Annotated in this window: 21 protein-coding genes; 6 read left to right on the top strand and 15 right to left on the bottom strand. The window is 66.8% G+C overall.

Annotated elements, in window-relative coordinates; genetic code table 11:
* The first annotated feature begins 85 nt into the window (after nucleotides 1–85).
* Nucleotides 86–535 (top strand): CBS domain-containing protein, encoded by a 450-nt coding sequence (locus AC3A6B_RS00715; RefSeq protein ID WP_214683586.1) that lies wholly within the window; start codon nucleotides 86–88, stop codon nucleotides 533–535.
* Nucleotides 536–575: 40 nt separating this feature from the next.
* Here AC3A6B_RS00715 and AC3A6B_RS00710 read toward each other — a convergent pair whose 3' ends face one another.
* Entirely contained in the window at nucleotides 576–1,793 is a 1,218-nt protein-coding gene (locus AC3A6B_RS00710; RefSeq protein ID WP_487834831.1) for a polyhydroxyalkanoate depolymerase, read from the bottom strand.
* A 121-nt stretch (nucleotides 1,794–1,914) separates the two neighbouring features.
* On the opposite strand from AC3A6B_RS00710, the gene AC3A6B_RS00705 reads away from it, so the two are divergent.
* Nucleotides 1,915–2,580 (top strand): glutathione S-transferase, encoded by a 666-nt coding sequence (locus AC3A6B_RS00705; RefSeq protein ID WP_487834830.1) that lies wholly within the window; start codon nucleotides 1,915–1,917, stop codon nucleotides 2,578–2,580.
* Between the two features lie 6 nt (nucleotides 2,581–2,586).
* Here AC3A6B_RS00705 and AC3A6B_RS00700 read toward each other — a convergent pair whose 3' ends face one another.
* The 4 genes from AC3A6B_RS00700 to AC3A6B_RS00685 form a co-directional block, all read right to left on the bottom strand.
* Entirely contained in the window at nucleotides 2,587–3,606 is a 1,020-nt protein-coding gene (locus AC3A6B_RS00700; RefSeq protein ID WP_487834829.1) for an SRPBCC domain-containing protein, read from the bottom strand.
* Entirely contained in the window at nucleotides 3,603–4,541 is a 939-nt protein-coding gene (locus tag AC3A6B_RS00695) for an SAM-dependent methyltransferase (protein WP_487834828.1), read from the bottom strand. The genes AC3A6B_RS00700 and AC3A6B_RS00695 overlap by 4 nt, the downstream gene beginning before the upstream one ends.
* Before the next feature lie 23 nt (nucleotides 4,542–4,564).
* Nucleotides 4,565–5,476, bottom strand: coding sequence for an NAD-dependent epimerase/dehydratase family protein (locus tag AC3A6B_RS00690; RefSeq protein WP_487834827.1), 912 nt, complete (start codon nucleotides 5,474–5,476; stop codon nucleotides 4,565–4,567).
* A gap of 67 nt (nucleotides 5,477–5,543) precedes the next feature.
* On the bottom strand, nucleotides 5,544–6,122 hold the full coding sequence (locus AC3A6B_RS00685) for a GbsR/MarR family transcriptional regulator (protein WP_487834826.1): 579 nt from the start codon (nucleotides 6,120–6,122) through the stop codon (nucleotides 5,544–5,546).
* 126 nt (nucleotides 6,123–6,248) lie between these two features.
* On the opposite strand from AC3A6B_RS00685, the gene AC3A6B_RS00680 reads away from it, so the two are divergent.
* Both AC3A6B_RS00680 and AC3A6B_RS00675 read left to right on the top strand, forming a co-directional pair.
* On the top strand, nucleotides 6,249–7,337 hold the full coding sequence (locus tag AC3A6B_RS00680; RefSeq protein ID WP_487834825.1) for a PA0069 family radical SAM protein: 1,089 nt from the start codon (nucleotides 6,249–6,251) through the stop codon (nucleotides 7,335–7,337).
* A gap of 9 nt (nucleotides 7,338–7,346) precedes the next feature.
* Nucleotides 7,347–7,880: a gluconokinase gene (locus AC3A6B_RS00675; RefSeq protein ID WP_487834824.1), complete on the top strand. Its 534-nt coding sequence runs from the start codon at nucleotides 7,347–7,349 to the stop codon at nucleotides 7,878–7,880.
* On the opposite strand, the gene AC3A6B_RS00670 is transcribed toward AC3A6B_RS00675, so the two are convergent.
* From AC3A6B_RS00670 to AC3A6B_RS00640, 7 genes are read right to left on the bottom strand one after another with little or no spacing between them, the layout of a single operon-like run.
* Nucleotides 7,844–8,455, bottom strand: a complete 612-nt coding sequence (locus AC3A6B_RS00670; protein WP_487834823.1) for a 3'-5' exonuclease — start codon at nucleotides 8,453–8,455, stop codon at nucleotides 7,844–7,846. The two genes, AC3A6B_RS00675 and AC3A6B_RS00670, sit on opposite strands and share 37 nt — an antisense overlap.
* The gene (locus AC3A6B_RS00665; RefSeq protein WP_487834822.1) at nucleotides 8,452–8,802 is read right to left on the bottom strand and encodes a TfoX/Sxy family protein; all 351 of its coding nucleotides are present in this window, start codon (nucleotides 8,800–8,802) and stop codon (nucleotides 8,452–8,454) included. The genes AC3A6B_RS00670 and AC3A6B_RS00665 overlap by 4 nt, the downstream gene beginning before the upstream one ends.
* Nucleotides 8,799–9,662: an S-formylglutathione hydrolase gene (gene fghA / locus AC3A6B_RS00660; RefSeq protein WP_487834821.1), complete on the bottom strand. Its 864-nt coding sequence runs from the start codon at nucleotides 9,660–9,662 to the stop codon at nucleotides 8,799–8,801. The genes AC3A6B_RS00665 and fghA overlap by 4 nt, the downstream gene beginning before the upstream one ends.
* Nucleotides 9,659–10,579 carry an alpha/beta fold hydrolase gene (locus AC3A6B_RS00655; protein WP_487834820.1) on the bottom strand — a complete coding sequence of 307 codons (921 nt, stop codon included), beginning with the start codon at nucleotides 10,577–10,579 and terminating at the stop codon, nucleotides 9,659–9,661. Before AC3A6B_RS00655 ends, fghA begins: the two co-directional genes overlap by 4 nt.
* Nucleotides 10,572–11,681 carry an S-(hydroxymethyl)glutathione dehydrogenase/class III alcohol dehydrogenase gene (locus tag AC3A6B_RS00650; protein WP_487834819.1) on the bottom strand — a complete coding sequence of 370 codons (1,110 nt, stop codon included), beginning with the start codon at nucleotides 11,679–11,681 and terminating at the stop codon, nucleotides 10,572–10,574. Before AC3A6B_RS00650 ends, AC3A6B_RS00655 begins: the two co-directional genes overlap by 8 nt.
* A gap of 46 nt (nucleotides 11,682–11,727) precedes the next feature.
* A complete protein-coding gene (locus AC3A6B_RS00645) occupies nucleotides 11,728–12,564 on the bottom strand; it encodes an amidohydrolase family protein (protein WP_487835226.1) in 837 nt (278 codons plus the stop codon).
* A 12-nt stretch (nucleotides 12,565–12,576) separates the two neighbouring features.
* Nucleotides 12,577–13,551: an aldo/keto reductase gene (locus AC3A6B_RS00640; protein ID WP_487834818.1), complete on the bottom strand. Its 975-nt coding sequence runs from the start codon at nucleotides 13,549–13,551 to the stop codon at nucleotides 12,577–12,579.
* 52 nt (nucleotides 13,552–13,603) lie between these two features.
* Here AC3A6B_RS00640 and aroQ point away from each other — a divergent pair, with 52 nt between their 5' ends.
* Nucleotides 13,604–14,059, top strand: a complete 456-nt coding sequence (gene aroQ / locus AC3A6B_RS00635; protein WP_093103183.1) for a type II 3-dehydroquinate dehydratase — start codon at nucleotides 13,604–13,606, stop codon at nucleotides 14,057–14,059.
* Between the two features lie 6 nt (nucleotides 14,060–14,065).
* Nucleotides 14,066–14,695: a DNA-3-methyladenine glycosylase I gene (locus AC3A6B_RS00630; protein ID WP_487834817.1), complete on the top strand. Its 630-nt coding sequence runs from the start codon at nucleotides 14,066–14,068 to the stop codon at nucleotides 14,693–14,695.
* Nucleotides 14,696–14,715: 20 nt separating this feature from the next.
* Here the strand turns inward: AC3A6B_RS00630 and AC3A6B_RS00625 are convergent, their stop codons facing one another.
* The 3 genes from AC3A6B_RS00625 to AC3A6B_RS00615 are packed head-to-tail and all read right to left on the bottom strand — an operon-like array spanning nucleotide 14,716 to nucleotide 19,473.
* The gene (locus AC3A6B_RS00625; RefSeq protein WP_487834816.1) at nucleotides 14,716–16,239 is read right to left on the bottom strand and encodes a SpoVR family protein; all 1,524 of its coding nucleotides are present in this window, start codon (nucleotides 16,237–16,239) and stop codon (nucleotides 14,716–14,718) included.
* Nucleotides 16,236–17,522: a YeaH/YhbH family protein gene (locus tag AC3A6B_RS00620; RefSeq protein WP_487835225.1), complete on the bottom strand. Its 1,287-nt coding sequence runs from the start codon at nucleotides 17,520–17,522 to the stop codon at nucleotides 16,236–16,238. The genes AC3A6B_RS00625 and AC3A6B_RS00620 overlap by 4 nt, the downstream gene beginning before the upstream one ends.
* 28 nt (nucleotides 17,523–17,550) lie before the next feature.
* Complete coding sequence (locus AC3A6B_RS00615; protein ID WP_487834815.1) at nucleotides 17,551–19,473, bottom strand: PrkA family serine protein kinase; 1,923 nt, start codon at nucleotides 19,471–19,473, stop codon at nucleotides 17,551–17,553.
* Between the last annotated feature and the right edge of the window lie 114 nt (nucleotides 19,474–19,587).

Genomic DNA, 19,587 nt, shown 5'->3' with positions numbered 1-19,587 from the left:
CGACGCCGACGTGGGCCTGGGGACGGGCGGTCATTGTGGGCTATATTCAAATCGGCACGCCGCCGAGCAAGCGAGGAGCAATACGATGAAAGTCAGCGACATCCTGCGCGTGAAGGGCAACACGCTCTACACCGTCACGCCCGACGAACCCCTGTCCGACGCGGTCAACACGATGGCCGACAAGGACATCGGCTCGCTGGTGGTCATGGAGCATGGCGACCTGGTGGGCATGCTCACTTTCCGCGAAGTGATCGTCGCCATCGTCGGCAACGGCGGCCAGGTCGGCGGCACGCTGGTGCGCAAAGCCATGGACGACCATCCGGTCACCTGCACCCTCGAAACCGATCTCGACGAAATCCGCCGCATCATGCTCGAGCGCCATGCCCGCTACATGCCGGTGATGGACAAGCGCATGCTGATGGGCGTGATCAGCTTCTACGACGTCGCCAAGGCCGTGGTCGACAGCCAGAACTTCGAGAACAAGATGCTCAAGGCCTATATCCGCGACTGGCCGGCGGAAGACGAGTCCTCGTAGGTCCTCGCTCCTTGATGTTCGTGGCCTGCACGAAGTGGATTCAGTGCAGCTCGGCGGCCGTGTGGATCGCCTCGCGCACGCGCGGATAGATCTGCGCATTCCACTTGCTGCCGCTGAACACGCCGTAGTGCCCCACGCCCGCCTGCAGGTGGTGGGTCTTGAGATAGGGGCGCACGCCGGTGCAGAGGTCTTGCGCCGCCACCGTCTGGCCGACCGCGCAGATGTCGTCGCGCTCGCCTTCGACGGTCAGCAGTGCGGTGCGGCGGATGGCGGCGGGGTTGACCTTGCGCTCGCCCACGGTGAGCGCGCCGCGCGGCAGGTCGTAGGTCTGGAACACGCGCTCCACCGTCTCCAGGTAGAACTCGGCCGGCAGGTCGTTCACCGCCAGATACTCGTCGTAGAAATCGCGGATGGTGGCAGCCTTCTCGATTTCGCCTTCGACCAGATACTCGAAAAGCTTCTGGAACTGCTGCTTGTGACGCTCCGGGTTCATGCTCATGAAGGCGGTGAGCTGCAGGAAGCCGGGGTAGACGCGGCGCATCATGCCCGCATGCGGCCAGGGCACGCGGCTGATCAGGTTGCGCTCGAACCAGCCGATCGGACGCTCGTTCGCGAGCCTGTTGACGGCCGTCGGGTTGATGCGGCAATCGACCGGCCCGGCCATCAAGGTGAGGCTGCGCGGCGTGGCCGGGTTGTCGTCCTCGGCCATCAGCGCGGTGGCCGCCAGCGCCGCCACGCAGGGCTGGCAGACTGCGACCATGTGGGCGCCGGGTCCGATGGCTTCGAGGAACTCGATGAGCTGCAGCGTGTAGTCGTCCAGGCCGAAGCCGCCATGCCAGAGCGGCACGTCGCGGGCGTTGTGCCAGTCGGTCATATAGACGTCATGGTCCCGCAGCAGGGTGCGCACGGTTTCGCGCAGCAGGGTCGCGAAGTGGCCCGAAAGTGGTGCGGCCAGCAGCACCGGCGGATGTGCCAAGCGGCTGTTCTTGCGGAAGTGCAGCAGGGTGCCGAAGGGCGCGGCCAGCGTGACCTCCTCGTGCACGGCCACTTCTTCGCCGTCGACCGTCACGCTCCGGATGCCATAGGCCGGCCGCGTGTGCGTGAGCCGCATGCGCGAGTAGACCTCCATGGCAGCGGCGATGCGCCGCGCCGCACTGCGCTGCGAGTTCTGCTGCCACAGGGAGCTGCCGAGGTACTGCGCCGCGAGCCGCGATGGAGAGAGCAGGTCGGTGCTGGTCTGGTAGGCCCTGTACAACATATGTAGCTGTTGCAGGCAATTTGCGGGCCAAGGCGCGCGCCGGGGTGTGGGCGGCATGCACTGTTGTGGCACAGGCCTTGCACACGCTGCTTGCCTATCCCGGCAACCGAGGAGCGTCAGCATGGCCAGCAGCAGCAAACCCGTTCTCACGATCAGCAGCAAGAACTACGGCGCCTGGGCGCTGCGCGGCTGGCTGATGTGCCGGCTGGCGGGGCTGGACTTCGTCGAAAAGGTGATCCCGCCCGACGACCCGGCCATGAAGGCCGAGATGCTGCTGCTGTCGGCCTCGATGCTGGTGCCCTCGCTGCAGCACGGCAGCGTGAAGGTCTGGGACACGCTCGCGATCGGCGAATACCTGAACGAGATCAAGCCCAAGGCCGGTCTGCTGCCGGCCGACGTCAAGGCCCGCGCCCACTGCCGCGCGATCTGCGGCGAGATGCATTCGGGCTTCGGCTCGATGCGCGGCGCCTTGCCGATGAACATCAAGGCCCGGTTTCCCAACTTCAAGATCTGGTCGCGCGCTCAGACCGACATCGATCGCATCGTCGAAATCTGGCGCGAGTGCCTGAAGGCCTGCGACGGCCCCTTCCTGTTCGGCAAGGAGCCCGGCATGGCGGATGCGATGTACGCACCGGTGGTCACCCGCTTCATGACCTACGACGTCGCGCTCGACCGCGCCTGCGCCGCCTACTGCAAGCGGATCATCGAACTGCCGGCCATGCAGGAGTGGATCGAGGCGGCCAAGCTGGAGCCCGAGGAGATCGACGAGCTCGACGCGGAGTTCTGAGCAGGATCACGCGGAAGGCGCTTCGCTGCGCGCCTTGTAGAAGCGCAGGATGTGCTCGGAAAAGTCACCCAGCAAGAAGTGCGCGACCCGGTCCGCGTACCAGTTGAAGCGCGTGCTGACGCGCCAGGACACGTCGATGCGCAGTTCGGTGCCGCCGTCGCGCGGCGCGAGCGTATAGGCCGAGTCGCGCAGGTCGAAGTAGTGGCCGCCGATCACGACGTGGTCGTCGAGCGCGCCGGCGGGAAAGGAGTCGGGCGCGAAGCGGTAGCGCCACTTCAAGCGCGCGGGCGGTTCCCATTCGGTGATGAGCTCGTCGAAATGCACGTCCTTCTGCCAGCGCACCTTGCGCACCCGGCCTTCGGGGCTTTCCTCGGTCCGCCCTTCCACGGGCATCGGCACGCCGATCCGGTAGGCCCAGGCATCGCCGACTTCCTCCGGCCGGATGTCGCGCGCATCGTTGAGCGATTGCCAGACCCGCTCGGCCGGCGCCGCGATGAAGATCGTGCGCGAGGTGCTCGAGAGCTGCTGCGGATCGGGCAGCGAGGGCTCGATCGCACCGAGCAGCAGCGGCAGGGCCGCGATGCCGTAGAGCGTCGGCCGCGGCCAGTCGGTGACGCGGCAGACCACGCCCATCATCAGGCCGCCCAGGCTGCCCATGAGCGCGAACAGCGGCACGATGACCATGGCGCAGATCAGGCCCTCGATGTAGATCATCAGCGTGCCGCCCACGAACAGCGCGGTGGCGCACCACGGCGCCCAGAGGTAGTACCAGAAGCTGCGCCGGCGGCTGCGCTCGGCGAGGTAGACCGTGACCGCGCCGCAGAGCACCGGCGCCAGGTAGATGAAGCTGCCGAGCATCGCCGAGTAGCGCTGGCCGGGCGAGGCGTTGAAGACCAGGCGCATGACCAGGGCCGCGGCAGCGCCGCCGACGAACGGGAGCAGCCAATGAAAGGGCAGCTGGACGGCGGGGGGTGCGGGGATGTGGGCGGGGGCGCGGCGCTCGGCCTGGGGCGCGTCCTCGCTCATGCGCGGCCCGCCTCGCTCGCGTCGCGCACGGCGGTCACCATGCAGTAGTCGAAGTCGCGCCAGAACAGGCCCAGTGCGAGGGCGCAGTAGCTCGCGACGATGTGCTTGCGGCGCCAGGGCGAGAGGCGGCCGCGCGCCTTCCAGAGCTCGGCCAGCGTGAAGCGCGTCGCCAGCACGGGAATGTGCAGCGCGCTCGGCGCCACGCGCCAGCGCAGCGATTTCAGCTCGACCTGCGCGAAGCCGTGGCTCTGCAGCGCAGCGACGAAATCGCCGCGCGTGGCCAGCGTAGGCACGGCCCAGCTGTCGGCCCAGAGCCGGTGCAGCCAGCCGGCGATGCGGCCGGGCCGGCGGCGCAGCAGGAAGCCGTCGATCACCACCAGGCGCGCACCGGGCTTGAGCAGACGCGCCGCTTCGGCGACGAAGTCGGCCTTGGCGGCGCCGCTCGCATAGCAGGCGCTCTCGACCGCCCACGCGCCGTCGGCCTGCGCAGTGGGGAGACCGGTGCGGGTGTAGTCGGCCTCGACGTGCGCCACGCGGTCGGCCACGCCGGCGCCAGCATCGAGCCGGGCCGCGATCGTGTTCTGCACTGCCACGTTGGTCACGGTCACCGCATAGAGCCTGGGGTGCTCCATGGCCAGCGTGCGCGCGGTGGCGCCGGCACCGCAACCGAGGTCGACCACGCAGGCCGGCCGTGCGGCGTCGAGCTGCAGCGCGCGTCCCACGGCACGGTTCATTTCGACCAGCATGCCCTCGCGGCGCAACGGATTCAGCCCTGCACGCCAGAAGCCGAAGTGCATGTTGTAGCCCGGGCTCCACGCGCGGTAGTCGTCGGCGACCTCGGTGAAGTAGTCCTGCGTGTCGCTCGGCGTCACGGGGGCATGCGAGGGCGCGGCAGGTGCCGGCAGCGCGATGCGTTGCGGGAGGGTGTCGCTCATGAGGTGCTTTCCTCGAAGTTGATTCACAAGGTGCCGGCGAAATCGCGCAGGTCGCGCGGCTCGGTGCCCAGCCAGCCGCGCAGCGGCGCATTGCTCGCGACGTTGTCGAGCTCGAGCATCATGCGGGTGTCGGTGCACCACGGCAGGCCGGGTACGAAGTCGCCCGCGCGCGAACTCAGCACGCCCACCCATGCAGGCAGGCGCAGCAGGTGCGCCGGCTTCGGGGCCCCGCCGCGGCGCGCGCTGCGCAAGGTGGCGATCAGTTCGGCCAGCGTCATCGCGCGCGCACCGCCGAACTCCACTACGCCGCGGAAGGGCGATGCCGGGTCGGCCAGCACCGCCACGGCATGTGCCAGATCCTCCACATAGACCGGCTGCAACCTGGCAGCGAGCGCGGGGGCGGGCATTGCCAGCACAGGCAGCGCGGCCAGCGTGTGGAACAGCTTTGTCGCGTCGCCGCCCTGGCCGAGCACGACCGAGGGCCGCAGCGCGATCCACGACGGGCCGCCGGCGGGCAGGGCTTGCAGTGCGGCTTCGGCGTCGCGCTTGGTGCGCGCGTACTGCGTCGGGTTGTCCTGGTCATTGCGGCCGATGCCCAGCGCCGAGATCTGGACGATGCGGCGCACCCCGGCCTGCGCGCAGGCTTGGAAGAGCGCGGCCGGCGTGTCGGTGTGCACCGCCTGTATCGGCCGGCGCGCGCTGTCGCGCAGCACGCCGACGGCGTTGATCACCGTGTCGAAGCCCGCCAGGCGCGGCAGCCAGGTCGCGGCATCGGTGTCGTGCGAATAATCGATCGGCAGATGGGGCAGGTCGTTGCGCAGGCGCGTTGCGCTGCCGCAGGTCACGCGGTGGCCCGCCTTCAGCACCGCAGCGGCGATGCGGCTGCCGATGAAGCCGTTGGCGCCGCAGACGAGGACGTTCAATGAAGTGGTCATGGTGCTGCTCCGGGTCTGACTCTTCTCGATGTTTCAGTCAAAACAGAAATGAAAGCTCAAAAAAAGCTCAAAGCATGGGCAGGCTGGCGTGGTGTGCATCCGGATCGTCCTTGCCGCGGCTCGCATCGCCGCGCACGAACTTCTGCACGCTGGCGCCCAGCGTCAGCACCTTGTCGAGCGTGCCGGGCGAGAGCCGCAGCATCTCGTCGGCCCAGGTGCCCAGCTTGGCCATGAGTTCCATGGTGGATCGGATGCGGTCCTGCGCATCGGCAGGCTCCTTGGCGAAGTCGGGGCTGGCGATGATCTCGCGCAGCACCCGCACTGTGGGGTCGAACTCGCGCTCCTTGCGCTCGCGCACGACGGTGCGGAACAGCTCCCACACGTCGACACTGGTCTCGAAGTAGTCGCGCCGGTCGCCCAGCACGTGGATCACGCGCACCAGGTTCCAGGCCTGCAGTTCCTTCAGGCTGTTGCTCACGTTGGAGCGGGCGACGTTGAGCGTCTCCGACAGCTCCTCCGCATGCAGCGGTTTGCCGTGCGCGAAGAGCAGGGCATGGATCTGCGACACGGTGCGGTTGACACCCCACAGGGACCCCATCTCGCCCCAATGGAGCACGAACTTGCGTTGGATTTCGGTCAGTTGCATGGTGTGGCCTCGCGATCGAGTTTATGGTTTTCGAAATTTCTGTCAATAGAGAAATGTAAGTTCGATGCGGCGCTCGTCGATTGGTGAAATACTGTATGTTTATACAGTTTTCGAAAGGCTTTCACCATGGCCGATGTTTTCATTCCCGTCCATGCGCTCAAGGGCCGAGGTGCGGCCACCCGCCTGCCGCACCGCTTCGAGCGCGACGTGCGCGACGCCTACGACGACGGCTGGGGCACGCTCGAAGAGGGCGCCGCCGAGCCACTGCCGCCGCTTGCAACCGAGGTGCGCTTCGAAGACGTGAAGTCGGTGTTGTGCGAAAACGATTCGCCCGACATCCACTTCGACCGATCGATCAACCCCTACCGGGGCTGCGAGCACGGCTGCATCTATTGCTTTGCGCGGCCCACGCACAGCTATCTGAACCTCTCGCCGGGGTTGGACTTCGAGACCAAGCTGATCGCCAAGCGCAACATCGCCGAGGTGCTGCGCGCCGAACTCGGCCGCAAGAGCTACCGGCCCAGCCACATCGCGATCGGCACCGCCACCGACTGCTACCAGCCGATCGAGCGCGAGCTGCGCCTCACGCGCTCGGTGATCGAGCTGTTGAAGGAGACGCGCCATCCCTTCGGCCTCGTCACCAAGTCCAGCGCGGTCGAGCGCGACCTCGACCTGATCGCGCCGATGGCGGCCGAGCGCCTGGCGGCGGTCTACGTGACCATCACCTCGCTCGACGGCGAACTCGCGCGCAAGCTGGAGCCGCGCGCCGCGGCGCCGCACCGGCGGCTGCGCACCGTGCGCACGCTAGCCGAGGCCGGCGTGCCGGTGGGCGTGAGCGTGGCGCCGCAGATCCCCTTCGTCACCGAAGACATGGAGCAGGTGCTCGAAGCCGCCTGGGAGGCCGGCGCGCGCAGCGCCTTCTACACGGTGATCCGATTGCCCTGGGAAGTGGCGCCCTTGTTCAAGCAGTGGCTCGAGCTGCACTACCCGCAGCGCGCGGGCCGCATCATGGCGCGCATCCACGAGATGCGCGGCGGCAAGGACTACGACGCCGACTTCGGCACGCGGATGGTGGGCAGCGGCCTGTGGGCCGACTTGATCCGCCAGCGCTTCGAGAAGGCGGCGAAGCGCCTCGGCTTCAACCGCGAGCGCATCGCGCTCGATCTCGGCGCGTTCCGGCCACCCGGCGCAGCGGGGCAGGGCAGTCTGTTCTAAAGTTGACGCATGAATCGTTTGTGGATCGTTGTCATGGGTGTCTCGGGCTGCGGCAAGTCGAGCCTGGGTGCGGCGCTGGCCGCCGAGTTCACATTGCCGCTGATCGAGGGCGATGACTTTCATCCGCCGGCGAATGTCGAGAAGATGAGCGCCGGCATCGCCCTCACCGATGACGACCGCGCCGGCTGGCTGGCCACGCTGGGCCGGGAAATCGCCGGCCACCGCCAGGGCGCGGTGCTGACCTGCTCGGCGCTCAAGCGTGACTACCGCGAGCGGCTGCGCGCCGCGGCGCCGGGGCTGCGCTTCGTGTTCATGGATCTGTCACGCGAGGAGGCCGAACGCCGCGTCGCGGCGCGCGCTGCCGAGCACATGTTCCCGCCCAGCCTGGTGGCCAATCAGTTCGCGACCCTCGAATCGCCCATCGGGGAGCCGGGCGTGCTGGCCGTCGAGGCGTCGGCACCGAGGGACCGGCTCGTGGAGCAGGTCCGGGCCTGGCTGCAGCAGGATCAGCATGCCGGCGGCGTGAGCCCCAGCGCCTCGTAAACGCGGATCGCCGCGTAGGCATCGTTGGCCGCGTAGCGCAACTGCGCATCGCTCAGCTGCTTGTTGGCCCAGTTCGAGGTGGTGGCCTTGCGCGACTTCACGAAGCGGCGGTCGAACACCAGCGCCACGGCCGTCTTCACACCGACCGACTTGCGGTAGCCGCGGCGGCGGAACTCGGTGTCCAGATCGAAGACGGCCTGCGGCTCGATGCCGAAGCGCTGCCGGATCAGGCTCAGGTCGGAAGAAAGGCCGAAGCCGACCTTGACCAGTTCGGTCGACGCCAGCAGGCCGGCCAGCACTCCGCGGAATTCAACGCGGTGCAACTGGAACAGCCAGGCCGCATCGCGCGTCGCAAACTGCAGCACGTGCGGGCCGCCCGAGACCTCGAACTTCGCGAAGGTCGGCTTGGATTCGGTATCGAAGCCGACCACGCCGCTGGCCCGCAGCGCCGCCACCGCCTGTTCGGCCTTTTGCGGCGTGTCGACCACGTGGATCTGCTGCAGGCCGAGGCCTTCGAAGGTGTCGAGCAGGGCAATCTGCTCGCGTTCGGGCAGCGGAGGCGGCAGTCCGGTCATGGTGCTTTCGATCGCTTCTTCTGCGCGGTGCCGGATCGCAAGGCGGCTTCCCAGGCGCGCCGGGCCCACAGCGCGGCTTCGTCGCGGTCGTCGAACACCTCGGCCGGCGCTTCCCGGTAGGACATCTGCATGGTCTTCCCGTTCCTCGTGTACTCGAAGGCCGGCAATCGCAGCCGGTCGAAATGCGCGACGCTTTGCGGGTCGGCCTTGAGGTAGAGCGTGTCGCGCGCCACCAGCGCGAACATGCGCCTCTCGTGGTAGATGCCGTGGCCGCCGAACATGCGCCTGGCTTCGATGCGGCCGAAGCGCTCGAAGACCTCGTGCAGGCTCCGGACGAACTCGCTCAAGCCAATGCCCCGGCATGGTGGCGCAGGTGGTCCGCCATGAAACTCTGGATGAAGTAGTAGCCATGGTCGTAGCCGGCGTGGCGGCGCAGCGTGAGCGGCTGTCCCGCCGCGCGGCAGGCGGCCTCGAGCAGGTGCGGATGCAATTGCTCGGCAAGGAATTTGTCGGCCAGCCCCTGGTCGACCAGGATGCCGGCCGGGTAGGGCGGCGCCGTCTGCGACTGCATCAGCGCGCAGGCATCGTGCGCGAGCCAGGCGCTCCGGTCGGCGCCAAGGTAGCCGCCGAAAGCCTTCTCGCCCCATGGGCACTGCGTCGGCGCGCAGATCGGCGCGAAGGCCGAGAGCGACTTGAAGCGCCCCGGATGCCGCAGCGCCAGCGTGAGCGCCCCGTGGCCGCCCATCGAATGGCCGAAGAGCCCGACGCGATGCCCGTCGACGGCGAAGGCCTGCGCGACCAGCGGCAGCAGCTCATGAACCAGGTAGCTTTCCATGCGCCAGTGCGGCGCCCACGGCGCCTCGGTGGCGTCGAGGTAGAAGCCGGCGGCTATGCCGAAGTCCCAGCTCTCGCTCGCGCCGGGCAGGCTCTCGACGGCGGGGCCGCGCGGGCTGGTGTCGGGCGCGATCAACGCCAGGCCCAACTCGGCCGCCACGCGCTGCGCGCCGGCCTTGACCATGAAGGTCTCCTCGTTGCAGGTCAGGCCCGCGAGATACATCAGCGCCGGCACCGGGCCTTGTTGCGCCTGCGGAGGCAGGAACACCGAGAAGCGCATCGGCAGGCCGATCTCGCGTGAGGCGTGCTCGTGAAAGCTTTGCGTGCCGCCGAAGCAGCGGTGTTCGGAAAGGGTCTTCAGGCTGTCGGTCATCGGCCGATGTTGCCATGCACGAGGTCGCGCACGGCATCGACGAAGGCCTGCGGCTTTTCCTGCGGCAGGTTGTGGCCGGCGCCCTGCACGACGCGGTGCTCGTGCCGGCCGATGAAATGATGGCCGTGGTCGGCCGTGCCGCCGACCGGCATCACGCCGTCATCGGTGCCGTCGAAGGTGATGCTCGGCACGCTGATGTCCGGCTGCTCTGCGAGGCGGGCTTGCAAAGCCGCGTATGCCGGATCGCCGGGCACCAGCCCGTGGCGATGTCGGTACGAGTGGATCACGATGTCGACGAAATCGGGGTTGTCGAAGGCCGCCGCGCTGCGCTCGTAGGTCGCGTCGTCGAAGGGCCAGATCGGCGACCACATGCGCCAGAGCAGCTTGCACAGCGCGCGCCGGTTCTGCGCCAGCCCGGCGCGGCCGCGTTCGGCATGGAAGTAGTACTGGTACCAGTACCGCGCCTCGTTTTCCGGCGAGATGGGCTGTTTCGCAGCCGCAATGTTGTGGATCTTGTAGCTGTTGACCGAGATCAGGCCTGTGCAGCGCTCGGGCCACAGCGCAGCGGCCACGCAGGCCGCGGTGCCACCCCAGTCATAGCCTGCGAGCACCGCGCGCGGGATGGCCAGCGCATCGAGCAGGTCCCGCACGTCGGCGCCTATCGCGGCCTGCTCGCCCGATCGCGGCGTGCCCGCGTCGGCGAACTGGGTCGGACCGAAGCCGCGCAGGTAGGGCACGACGACGCGGCAGCCTTCGGCCGCGAGCTGCGGCGCCACCTCGGCGTAGGACTGCACGTCGTAGGGAAAGCCGTGCAGCAGCAGCACCGGCGGGCCGTCGGCCGGACCGCTTTCATGGAAGGCGACCTTGAGCACGCCGGCCTGCACGCGGCGCAGGCTGCCCAGAGGGTTTTCATTCATAGAGCACCACGCCTCGGATCGACTCGCCGCGCTTCATCAGGTCGAAGCCCTTGTTGATGTCTTCCAGCGGCATGGTGTGCGTGATCAGGTCGTCGATGTTGATCTTGTTCTCCATGTACCAGTCGACGATCTTCGGCACGTCGGTGCGCCCGCGCGCGCCGCCGAAGGCCGAGCCTTCCCACTTGCGGCCGGTGACCAGCTGGAAGGGCCGCGTGCTGATCTCGGCGCCGGCCTCGGCCACGCCGATGATGATGCTGCGGCCCCAGCCCTTGTGCGTGCATTCGAGCGCCTGGCGCATCACCTGCGTGTTGCCGATGCACTCGAAGCTGTAGTCGGCGCCGCCGTCGGTGAGCTGCACGATGGCGTCGACGATGTTGGCGTGTTCCTTCGGGTTGAGGAAATGCGTCATGCCGAACTTGCGCGCCATCGCTTCGCGTGCCGGGTTCAGGTCGACGCCGATGATCTTGTCGGCGCCCACCATCTTCGCGCCCTGGATCACGTTCAAGCCGATGCCGCCGAGGCCGAACACCACCACGTTGGCGCCGGCTTCCACCTTGGCGGTGAAGATCACTGCGCCGATGCCGGTGGTGACGCCGCAGCCGATGTAGCAGACCTTGTCGAAGGGCGCGTCCTCGCGGATCTTGGCCAGCGAGATCTCGGGCGCGACCGTGTAGTTGCTGAAGGTCGAGGTGCCCATGTAGTGGAAGATCGGCTTGCCGTCCAGGCTGAAGCGGCTGGTAGCGTCGGGCATCAGGCCCTTGCCCTGGGTGCCGCGGATCAGCTGGCACAGATTGGTCTTGCGCGAAAGGCAGAACTTGCACTGCCGGCATTCGGGCGTGTAGAGCGGAATGACGTGGTCGCCTTTTTTCAGCGTCGTGACGCCGGGACCGACGTCGACCACGATGCCCGCGCCCTCGTGGCCCAGGATGGCCGGAAAGATGCCTTCGGGGTCGGCGCCCGAGAGCGTGTAGTAGTCGGTGTGGCAGATGCCGGTGGCCTTGATCTCGACCAGCACCTCGCCGAACTTCGGGCCTTCGAGATCGACGGTTTCGATGGAAAGAGGAGCGGCGGATTTCCAGGCGACGGCGGCTTTGGTTTTCATGGGGGAGGGCAAGAAGTGGAGAAGCGCGAAGGACGATCCCCGCGCGTCACTTTATGCCATAGAAGTCCGCCGCGTTCGTGCCCCATACCTGCTCTTGTTCGGACGGCGGGAGGGCTTTGAGCAATTCCATGGACACGGCCTGCCATCGCAGGTAGTCGCCCGCCAGCTCGAGCACGGGCCAGTCGCTTCCCCACATCAGGCGCGATGGGCCGAAGCAGGCCAGCAGGTGATCGACATAGGGATGCAACGTGTCTGCGTCCCAGCCCGGCCCTGCTTCCGTGGCGAGGCCCGAGAGCTTGCACCCCACCTGCGTCTCCTTGCCGAAACGTGCTATCTGCGTGGCCCAGGGCTCGAAGGCCCGGCCAGCGATGTCGGGCTTGGCGGCGTGGTCGATGACCATGCGCAAGTCCGGGTGTTGCTGCGCGAAAGCCAGTGCGGCGTCGAGCTGCTGCGGCTTGATCAGGAGGTCCAGGCTGAGACCCAGTTCGATCATGGTCCGGATGGCAGGCCGCAACTGCGCACCGAGGATCCAGTTCGGATCGGCGATGTCCTGCAGCATCGGCCGCAATCCCTTGAAGAGCGGCTCCTGCGCGAGCCTGCGGATGCGTTGCGGCGCGTCGGCCGCGGCCAGATCGGTCCAGCCGACGACCGCGCGCACCCGGCTGGCGGGATGTGCGGCCAGAGCCAGCAGCCGCCAGGTTTCCGCCTCGCTCGGCGCGGCCTGGACCAGCACTGTGCCGTCGATGCCGGCGCGGTCCAGGAGCGGTGCGAGGTCTTCGGGCGAGAAGACGCGATAGAGCGCGCGCAGCGCCGGCGTGTCCTGCAGCCAGCCGTAGTCGCGATGCGCGAGCGACCAGTAGTGCTGGTGGGCGTCGATGCGGATCGCCGCCATGGCTCAGTGTTCGCTGGCCAGCGCGTCCCACAGTGCCGCGGGAATGGGCGCCCGGCTGTGCGCCACGCTCTGCGCGATCTCCGCGGGGCTGCGCGCACCGACCACCACGGCAGCCGCGCAGGGGCAGGCCAGCGCGAACTGCAGCGCCGCGGCCGGCAGCGCAACGCCGAAGCCTGCGCAGATGCCGGCGAGGCGCTCGACGCGCTCGCGCACGGCGGGTGGCGCAGGCCGGTAGTCGAAGTGCGCATTCGACGTGGCGCCGCTCGCGAGGATGCCGGAGTTGAAGACACCGGCAAGGACCAGGCGGACCTTTCGCGCGACGCACAGCGGAACCAGTTCGCGCGCGGCCGAGGCGTCCAGCAGGGTGTAGCGGCCGGCCAGCATCATGCAATCGAAGTCTCCCGCGGCCAGCGCATCGCGGCACACCTCCCACTCGTTGACGCCGATGCCGATCGCGCCGAGCACGCCTTCGGCGCGCAGGCGGTCCAGCGCGCGGTAGGCGCCGTCCATCGCTTCGCGAAAGCGTTCGGGCTGCCGTTCGCCATGGGTGTGGCGGTCGATGTCGTGGACGAAGGCGATGTCGATGCGCGCCAGGCCCAGGCGCTCCAGGCTCTCTTCGATCGATCGCATCGCGCCGTCGAAGCTGTAGTCGAAGTGCGGCGCGAGCGGAAGGCCTTGCACATAGCCGTCGCGCTCTTCGGGCGCGGCCGGGTCGGGCCGCAGCAGGCGGCCGACCTTGGTCGAGAGCACGAAGCTGTCGCGCGGCTTCTTCCGCAGCGAGCGGCCCAGGCGCAGTTCGCTGAGGCCGTGGCCGTAGAGCGGGGCGGTGTCGAAATAGCGCAGCCCAAGTTGCCAGGCCTCCTCGATGGTGCGCTCGGCGCTCTGGTCGTCGAGCGGCGCAAAGAGATTGCCCAGCGGCGCGCCGCCCAGACCCAGGCGCAGCGGGCCGGCGAGTCGTTCGAAAAGGGTGTCGTTCACGCCTGCATTCTCGGCGGTAGCTGCCCCGGCGAACACCTGCTACAAACGGGCCATGAAAAAGATCCTCGTTCTCAACGGCCCCAACCTCAACCTGCTCGGAACGCGCGAGCCCGCTCAGTACGGCCACGAAACCCTGGCCGACGTCGAGCGCATGTGCCAGGAGGCGGGCGCGAAGCTCGGCGTCGAGATCGAATGCCGCCAATCGAACCACGAGGGCCAGCTGATCGACTGGATCCACGAAGCGGGCCGCGAGGTCGCCGCCGGCCGCATGTTCGGCGTGGTGATGAATCCGGGCGCCTACACCCACACCTCGATCGCGCTGCACGATGCGATCAAGGGCGCGAGCGTGCCGCTCGTCGAGCTGCACATCTCCAACGTGCATGCGCGCGAGGAGTTTCGCCATCACTCCTACATCTCGCCGGCGGCGCGCGGCATCATCGTCGGCTTCGGCGTCAAGGGCTATCCGCTCGCGATCGAAGCGCTGGTGCGCGTGAGCGAAGCCGCGTAGTCGCCGATGCCAGTACCTCCTGGGCTTTTTGCCGGCGCCGACGGCACGCTGCGCTGCCGCTGGTGCGAATCCACGCCGGCCTACCAGCACTACCACGACAAGGAATGGGGCTTCCCGGTCACGGACGATCGGCGGTTGTTCGAGAAGCTGTGCCTCGAAGGTTTCCAGGCCGGGCTGAGCTGGCTCACCATCCTCAACAAGCGCGAAGCCTTCCGGCGCGGCTTTGCCGACTTCGATGCCGAGCGCGTCGCGCGCTTCGGCCCCAAGGATGTGGAACGGCTGCTCGGGGATGCAGGCATCGTGCGGCATCGCGGCAAGATCGAGTCGGCCATCAACAACGCTCAGCGCGTGCTGGAACTGCGCGAGGCGTTCGGTTCGCTGGCGGCCTATGCGTGGGGCTTCGAGCCCGACCCGTCATCGCGGCCGCGCCGCATCACGCATGCTGCCCTGCAGACCATGAGCACCTCGCCCGAATCGGTGGCGATGTCGAAGGACCTGAAGAAGAGGGGCTGGAGCTTCGTCGGCCCGACGACGGTCTACGCCTTCATGCAGGCCATGGGACTGGTCAACGACCACGTCGAGGATTGCCATGCGCGCGAACTCGCGCTGGCGGCGCGCGCGAAGCTTCGGCTCTAGGGGCTGTTAACAGGCCCTAGCTAGGTCGCCTGCGGCCCGGCCACCTTGCGGTGGTTCACTCGGCCCTGGCTGTCGATGCTCTCGAGATGCACGTCGAAGCCCCAGAGGCGGGCGACGTGCTTGAGCACCTCCTGCGCATCGTCGTGCAACGGGCGGTCGTTGTGCTGCGTGTGGCGCAACGTGAGCGCGCGGTCGCCGCGCAGGTTGACGCTCCAGACCTGGATGTTCGGCTCGCGGTGGTTGAGGTCGTACTGGCGCGACAGCGATTCGCGCAGCTGGCGGTAGCCGCTGTCGTCGTGGATGGCCGATACCTCGAGCTCCGGGTCGCCCTCCTTGTCGCGGATCGCAAAAAAGCGAAAGTCGCGCATCAGTTTGGGCGAGAGGAATTGGCCGACGAAGCTCTCGTCCTTGAAATTGCGCATCGCGTAGTCCAGCGAAGTCAGCCACGGCGAGCCGGCCATATCGGGGAACCAGCGCTTGTCTTCCTCGGTCGGGTTTTCGCAGATGCGCCGCAGGTCGGTGTACATCGCAAAACCCAGCGCATAGGGATTGATACCGCTGTAGGCGCGGTGGCCGACCGGCGGCTGGAACACCACGTTGGTGTGCGACTGCAGCCACTCCATCATGAAACCGTCGGCCAAAAGGCCTTCGTCGTAGAGCGTATTGAGCAGGGTGTAGTGCCAGAAGGTGGCCCAGCCCTCGTTCATGACCTGCGTCTGGCGCTGCGGATAGAAGTACTGCCCAATTTTGCGCACGATACGCACCACTTCGCGTTGCCAAGGGTCCAACAATGGTGCATTTTTCTCGATGAAATAGAGCAGGTTCTCTTGCGGCTCGGAGGGAAAGCGCTTGGATGCCTCCTCGTCGTCGGCGCTGCGCCCGCTCTTGCGTGGCAGGGTCCGCCAGAGGTCGTTGACCTGCTGCTGCAGATGGTGCTCGCGCTCCTCGCGGCGCACCTGTTCCTGGTTCAGCGACAGTTTCTGCGGGCGGCGATAACGGTCCACCCCATGGTTCATCAGCGCATGGCAGGAATCGAGCAGGTCTTCGACGGCGGCCACGCCATGGCGTTCCTCGCACTCGCTGATGTAGTTCCGCGCGTAGACCAGGTAGTCGATGATGGATGAGGCGTCCGTCCACATCTTGAAGAGGTAGTTGCCCTTGAAGAAGCTGTTGTGGCCGTAGGCGGCATGGGCGATCACCAGGGCCTGCATGGCCATGGTGTTCTCTTCCATCAGGTAGGCGATGCAGGGATCGGAATTGATGACGATCTCGTAGGCCAGGCCCATGTGGCCGCGGCGGTAGTTCTTCTCGGTCGAGATGAACTGCTTGCCGTAGGACCAGTGGCGGTAGATGACCGGCATGCCCACCGAGGCGTAGGCGTCCATCATTTGCTCGGCCGTGATGATCTCGAGCTGGTTGGCGTAGGTGTCCAGCTTGTAGCCGCGCGCCACGCGGGCGATCTCGCCGTGGTAGCGCTCGATCAGTTCGAAGGTCCAGTCCGAGGGGCTGGGCAGGGGCTCCCGCTTCTGCTTCTTTGCGTTCACGCCGGCACCCCCTCTTTCTTGAACAGGTCTCGGAACACCGGATAGATGTCCTGCGCGTCAGCGACCTTGCGCATCGCGAAATTCTTGTGGGAGCCGACCAGTTGGCTGTATTCCTCCCACATGTTCTGCTCGGCATCTGCCACCTGCACGTAGGCGTAGTAGCGCACCAGCGGCAGCAGGTGGTCGGTCAGCAGCTCGCGGCAGCGGCCGCTGTCCTGGTGCCAGTTGTCGCCGTCGCTGGCCTGGGCGCCGTAGATGTTCCACTCGCTGCTCGGGAACCGCGCCCGAATGATCTCGTGCATCAGCGTCAGGGCGCTGGACACCACGGTGCCGCCGGTTTCGGTGGCATGGAAGAACTCCTCTTCGCTCACCTCGCTGGCCTGCGTGTGGTGGCGAATGAACACCAGTTCGATCTTCTCGTAGTGCCGCGTCAGGAACAGGTACAGCAGCATGAAGAAGCGCTTCGACATGTCCTTGCGTGCTTCGTCCATCGAGCCCGACACATCCATCAGGCAGAACATCACTGCCTTGGCCGAGGGCACCGGCACCCGGACGCGATTGCGGTAGCGCAGGTCGATCGGGTCCAGGAAGGGTATGTGCTTGGCCTTGGCGCGAAGCTCTTCGAGCTCGGCCTCAGTCTCGCGGATCTCGCGCTGTACCAGCGCATCGGCCACGCGCGGGCTGCGCTGGAGGTGCAGCAGATGCGCCTCGAGTTCGCGGATCTCGCGCCGCGGGGCGCCGCCGAGCGCGATGCGCCGAGCCAGCGCGCCGCGCATCGAGCGCACGACGTGCAGGTTGGTGGGCATGCCGTCGCTCGTGAACCCTGCGCGGTGGCTTTTCCATTCCGGCACTTCGGCCAGCTGGGTGCGGATCAGGTGGGGCAGGGCGAGGTCTTCGAAGAAGACCCGCATGAACTCTTCCTTGGTGAGGCGGAAGACGAAGTCGTCTTCGCCGCCTTCGCCGTCGCCGGCCTGCGAGCCGCTTCCCGCGCCGCCTCCGCCCTGCTGCGGCCGCTCGATGCGGTCGCCCTTGACGTACTCGCGATTGCCCGGATGCACGTACTCGCGGTCGCCACCCTGGCCATGGCCGAACACCGGTTCGGAGACATCGCGCTTGGGCAAGGTGATGTCCTCGCCCTGCTCGAGATCGCGAATGCTGCGGCCGCTGACGGCGCGCCGCACGGCTTCGCCGATCTGCTCGCGATAACGCCGCAGGAAACGCTCGCGGTTGCCGATGGACTTGTTCTTCCCCGACAGACGGCGGTCGATGATCTGCTGCAGCATGGCCACGGCAGGAACTCCTTTCAGCTCATTATGAGCTCTTGCGAACGCGCAGGTACCACTCGCACAGCAAACGGACCTGCTTGGCCGTGTAACCCTTCTGCACCATGCGATTGACGAAATCCTCGTGCTTCTTCAGCTCGTCGGCGCTGCTCTTGGCATTGAAGCTGATGACGGGCAGAAGCTCCTCGGTGTTGGAGAACATCTTCTTCTCGATCACCGTGCGCAGCTTTTCGTAGCTGGTCCACAACGGGTTCTTGCCCGCGTTGCCGGCGCGCGCGCGCAGAACGAAGTTGACGATCTCGTTGCGGAAGTCCTTGGGGTTGCTGATGCCCGCGGGCTTCTCGATCTTCTCGAGCTCGGCGTTGAGCGAGCCGCGGTCGAAGACTTCGCCGGTGTCCTGGTCGCGGTACTCCTGGTCCTGGATCCAGTAGTCGGCATAGGTGACATAGCGGTCGAAGATGTTCTGGCCGTACTCGGAATAGCTTTCCAGGTAGGCGGTCTGGATCTCCTTGCCGATGAACTCCGCATAGCGCGGTGCCATCAGCTCCTTGATGTACGAAAGGTACTTCTGCTCGGTCTCGGGCGCGAACTGCTCGCGCTCGATCTGCTGTTCGAGCACATACATGAGGTGCACCGGATTGGCGGCGACCTCGCTGCTGTCGAAATTGAAGACCTTGGAGATGATCTTGAACGCGAAGCGGGTCGATACGCCGCTCATGCCTTCGTCGACGCCGGCGTAGTCGCGGTACTCCTGGATCGACTTGGCCTTGGGATCGGTGTCCTTGAGGTTGTCGCCGTCGTAGACCTGCATCTTGCTGAAGATGCTGGAGTTCTCGGGCTCCTTGAGCCGCGTCAGCACCGAGAACTGGGCCATCATGCGCATCGTTCCGGGCGCGCAGGGCGCCAGCGAGAGCGAGGAGTTGCGCACCAGCTTCTCGTAGATCTTGATTTCTTCGGAGACGCGCAGGCAGTACGGCACCTTGACGATGTAGATGCGGTCGAGGAAAGCCTCGTTGTTCTTGTTGTTGCGGAAGGCCTTCCATTCGCTTTCGTTGCTGTGGGCCAGCACGATGCCGTCGAAGGGAATGGCGCCGAAGCCCTCGGTGCCCTTGAAGTTGCCTTCCTGCGTGGCGGTCAGGAGCGGATGTAGCACCTTGATCGGCGCCTTGAACATCTCGACGAATTCCAGGAGGCCCTGGTTGGCCAGGCACAGGCCGCCGGAGTAGGCGTAGGCGTCGGGGTCGTCCTGCGCGAAGGTCTCGAGCTTGCGGATGTCGATCTTGCCGACCAGCGAGGAGATGTCCTGGTTGTTCTCGTCGCCCGGCTCGGTCTTGGCCACGGCGATCTGCCGCAGCACCGAGGGATAGCGCTTGACGATCTGGAACTGCCGGATGTCGCCGCCGTACTCCTCGAGCCGCTTCACGGCCCAGGGCGACAGGATGCGTTGCAGGTAGCGGCGCGGAATGCCGTATTCCTTCTCGAGGATCTCGCCGTCTTCCGTGGCGTCGAAGAGACCGAGCGGCGACTCGTTGACCGGCGATCCCTTGATCGAATAGAAGGGCACCTGCTCCATCAGTTGCTTCAAGCGCTCGGCGATCGAGCTCTTGCCCCCGCCGACGGGGCCGAGCAGGTAGAGGATCTGCTTCTTCTCTTCCAGGCCCTGTGCGGCGTGCCGGAAGTACGAGACCACCTGCTCGATTGCATCTTCCATGCCGTAGAACTCCCTGAACGCAGGGTAGATCTTGATGACCTTGTTGGCGAAGATGCGCGACAGGCGCGGATCGTTGCGCGTGTCGACGAGTTCGGGTTCCCCGATCGCCTGGAGCATGCGCTCGGCGGCCGTGGCGTAAGCCCCGGGCTCGCGCTTGCAGATCTCCAGATATTCCTGCAGGGACAGGACCTCTTCGCGGGTCCGCTCGTAGCGGGCGGCGAAGTTACTGACGACATCCATAGACACCTCCATCGAGTCAGCGGGGCGCTGCCCGGAGTTTCCGTGCTGCACACGTTGCATCGTTCGCAGGAATGGTGCCAGGTATGGTGTGCACGCTTCGGATTCACTCCTCAA

The organism is Variovorax sp. Soil_C_33 (assembly GCF_057656935.1).
The sequence above is the reverse complement of the archived record's forward strand: the minus strand, read 5'-3'. Positions and strand labels throughout refer to the sequence as shown.

Excerpts from the sequence above, each read along its gene's own strand:
- AC3A6B_RS00715 (WP_214683586.1), top strand. The coding sequence starts at position 86 with ATGAAAGTCAGCGACATCCTGCGCGTGAAGGGCAACACGCTCTACACC.
- AC3A6B_RS00615 (WP_487834815.1), bottom strand. The coding sequence starts at position 19,473 with ATGGATGTCGTCAGTAACTTCGCCGCCCGCTACGAGCGGACCCGCGAA.
- AC3A6B_RS00630 (WP_487834817.1), top strand. The coding sequence starts at position 14,066 with ATGCCAGTACCTCCTGGGCTTTTTGCCGGCGCCGACGGCACGCTGCGC.
- aroQ (WP_093103183.1), top strand. The coding sequence starts at position 13,604 with ATGAAAAAGATCCTCGTTCTCAACGGCCCCAACCTCAACCTGCTCGGA.
- AC3A6B_RS00705 (WP_487834830.1), top strand. The coding sequence starts at position 1,915 with ATGGCCAGCAGCAGCAAACCCGTTCTCACGATCAGCAGCAAGAACTAC.
- AC3A6B_RS00685 (WP_487834826.1), bottom strand. The coding sequence starts at position 6,122 with ATGCAACTGACCGAAATCCAACGCAAGTTCGTGCTCCATTGGGGCGAG.
- AC3A6B_RS00670 (WP_487834823.1), bottom strand. The coding sequence starts at position 8,455 with ATGACCGGACTGCCGCCTCCGCTGCCCGAACGCGAGCAGATTGCCCTG.
- fghA (WP_487834821.1), bottom strand. The coding sequence starts at position 9,662 with ATGACCGACAGCCTGAAGACCCTTTCCGAACACCGCTGCTTCGGCGGC.
- AC3A6B_RS00695 (WP_487834828.1), bottom strand. The coding sequence starts at position 4,541 with ATGAGCGACACCCTCCCGCAACGCATCGCGCTGCCGGCACCTGCCGCG.
- AC3A6B_RS00700 (WP_487834829.1), bottom strand. The coding sequence starts at position 3,606 with ATGAGCGAGGACGCGCCCCAGGCCGAGCGCCGCGCCCCCGCCCACATC.
- AC3A6B_RS00655 (WP_487834820.1), bottom strand. The coding sequence starts at position 10,579 with ATGAATGAAAACCCTCTGGGCAGCCTGCGCCGCGTGCAGGCCGGCGTG.
- AC3A6B_RS00620 (WP_487835225.1), bottom strand. The coding sequence starts at position 17,522 with ATGCTGCAGCAGATCATCGACCGCCGTCTGTCGGGGAAGAACAAGTCC.
- AC3A6B_RS00675 (WP_487834824.1), top strand. The coding sequence starts at position 7,347 with ATGAATCGTTTGTGGATCGTTGTCATGGGTGTCTCGGGCTGCGGCAAG.
- AC3A6B_RS00650 (WP_487834819.1), bottom strand. The coding sequence starts at position 11,681 with ATGAAAACCAAAGCCGCCGTCGCCTGGAAATCCGCCGCTCCTCTTTCC.
- AC3A6B_RS00680 (WP_487834825.1), top strand. The coding sequence starts at position 6,249 with ATGGCCGATGTTTTCATTCCCGTCCATGCGCTCAAGGGCCGAGGTGCG.
- AC3A6B_RS00710 (WP_487834831.1), bottom strand. The coding sequence starts at position 1,793 with ATGTTGTACAGGGCCTACCAGACCAGCACCGACCTGCTCTCTCCATCG.
- AC3A6B_RS00690 (WP_487834827.1), bottom strand. The coding sequence starts at position 5,476 with ATGACCACTTCATTGAACGTCCTCGTCTGCGGCGCCAACGGCTTCATC.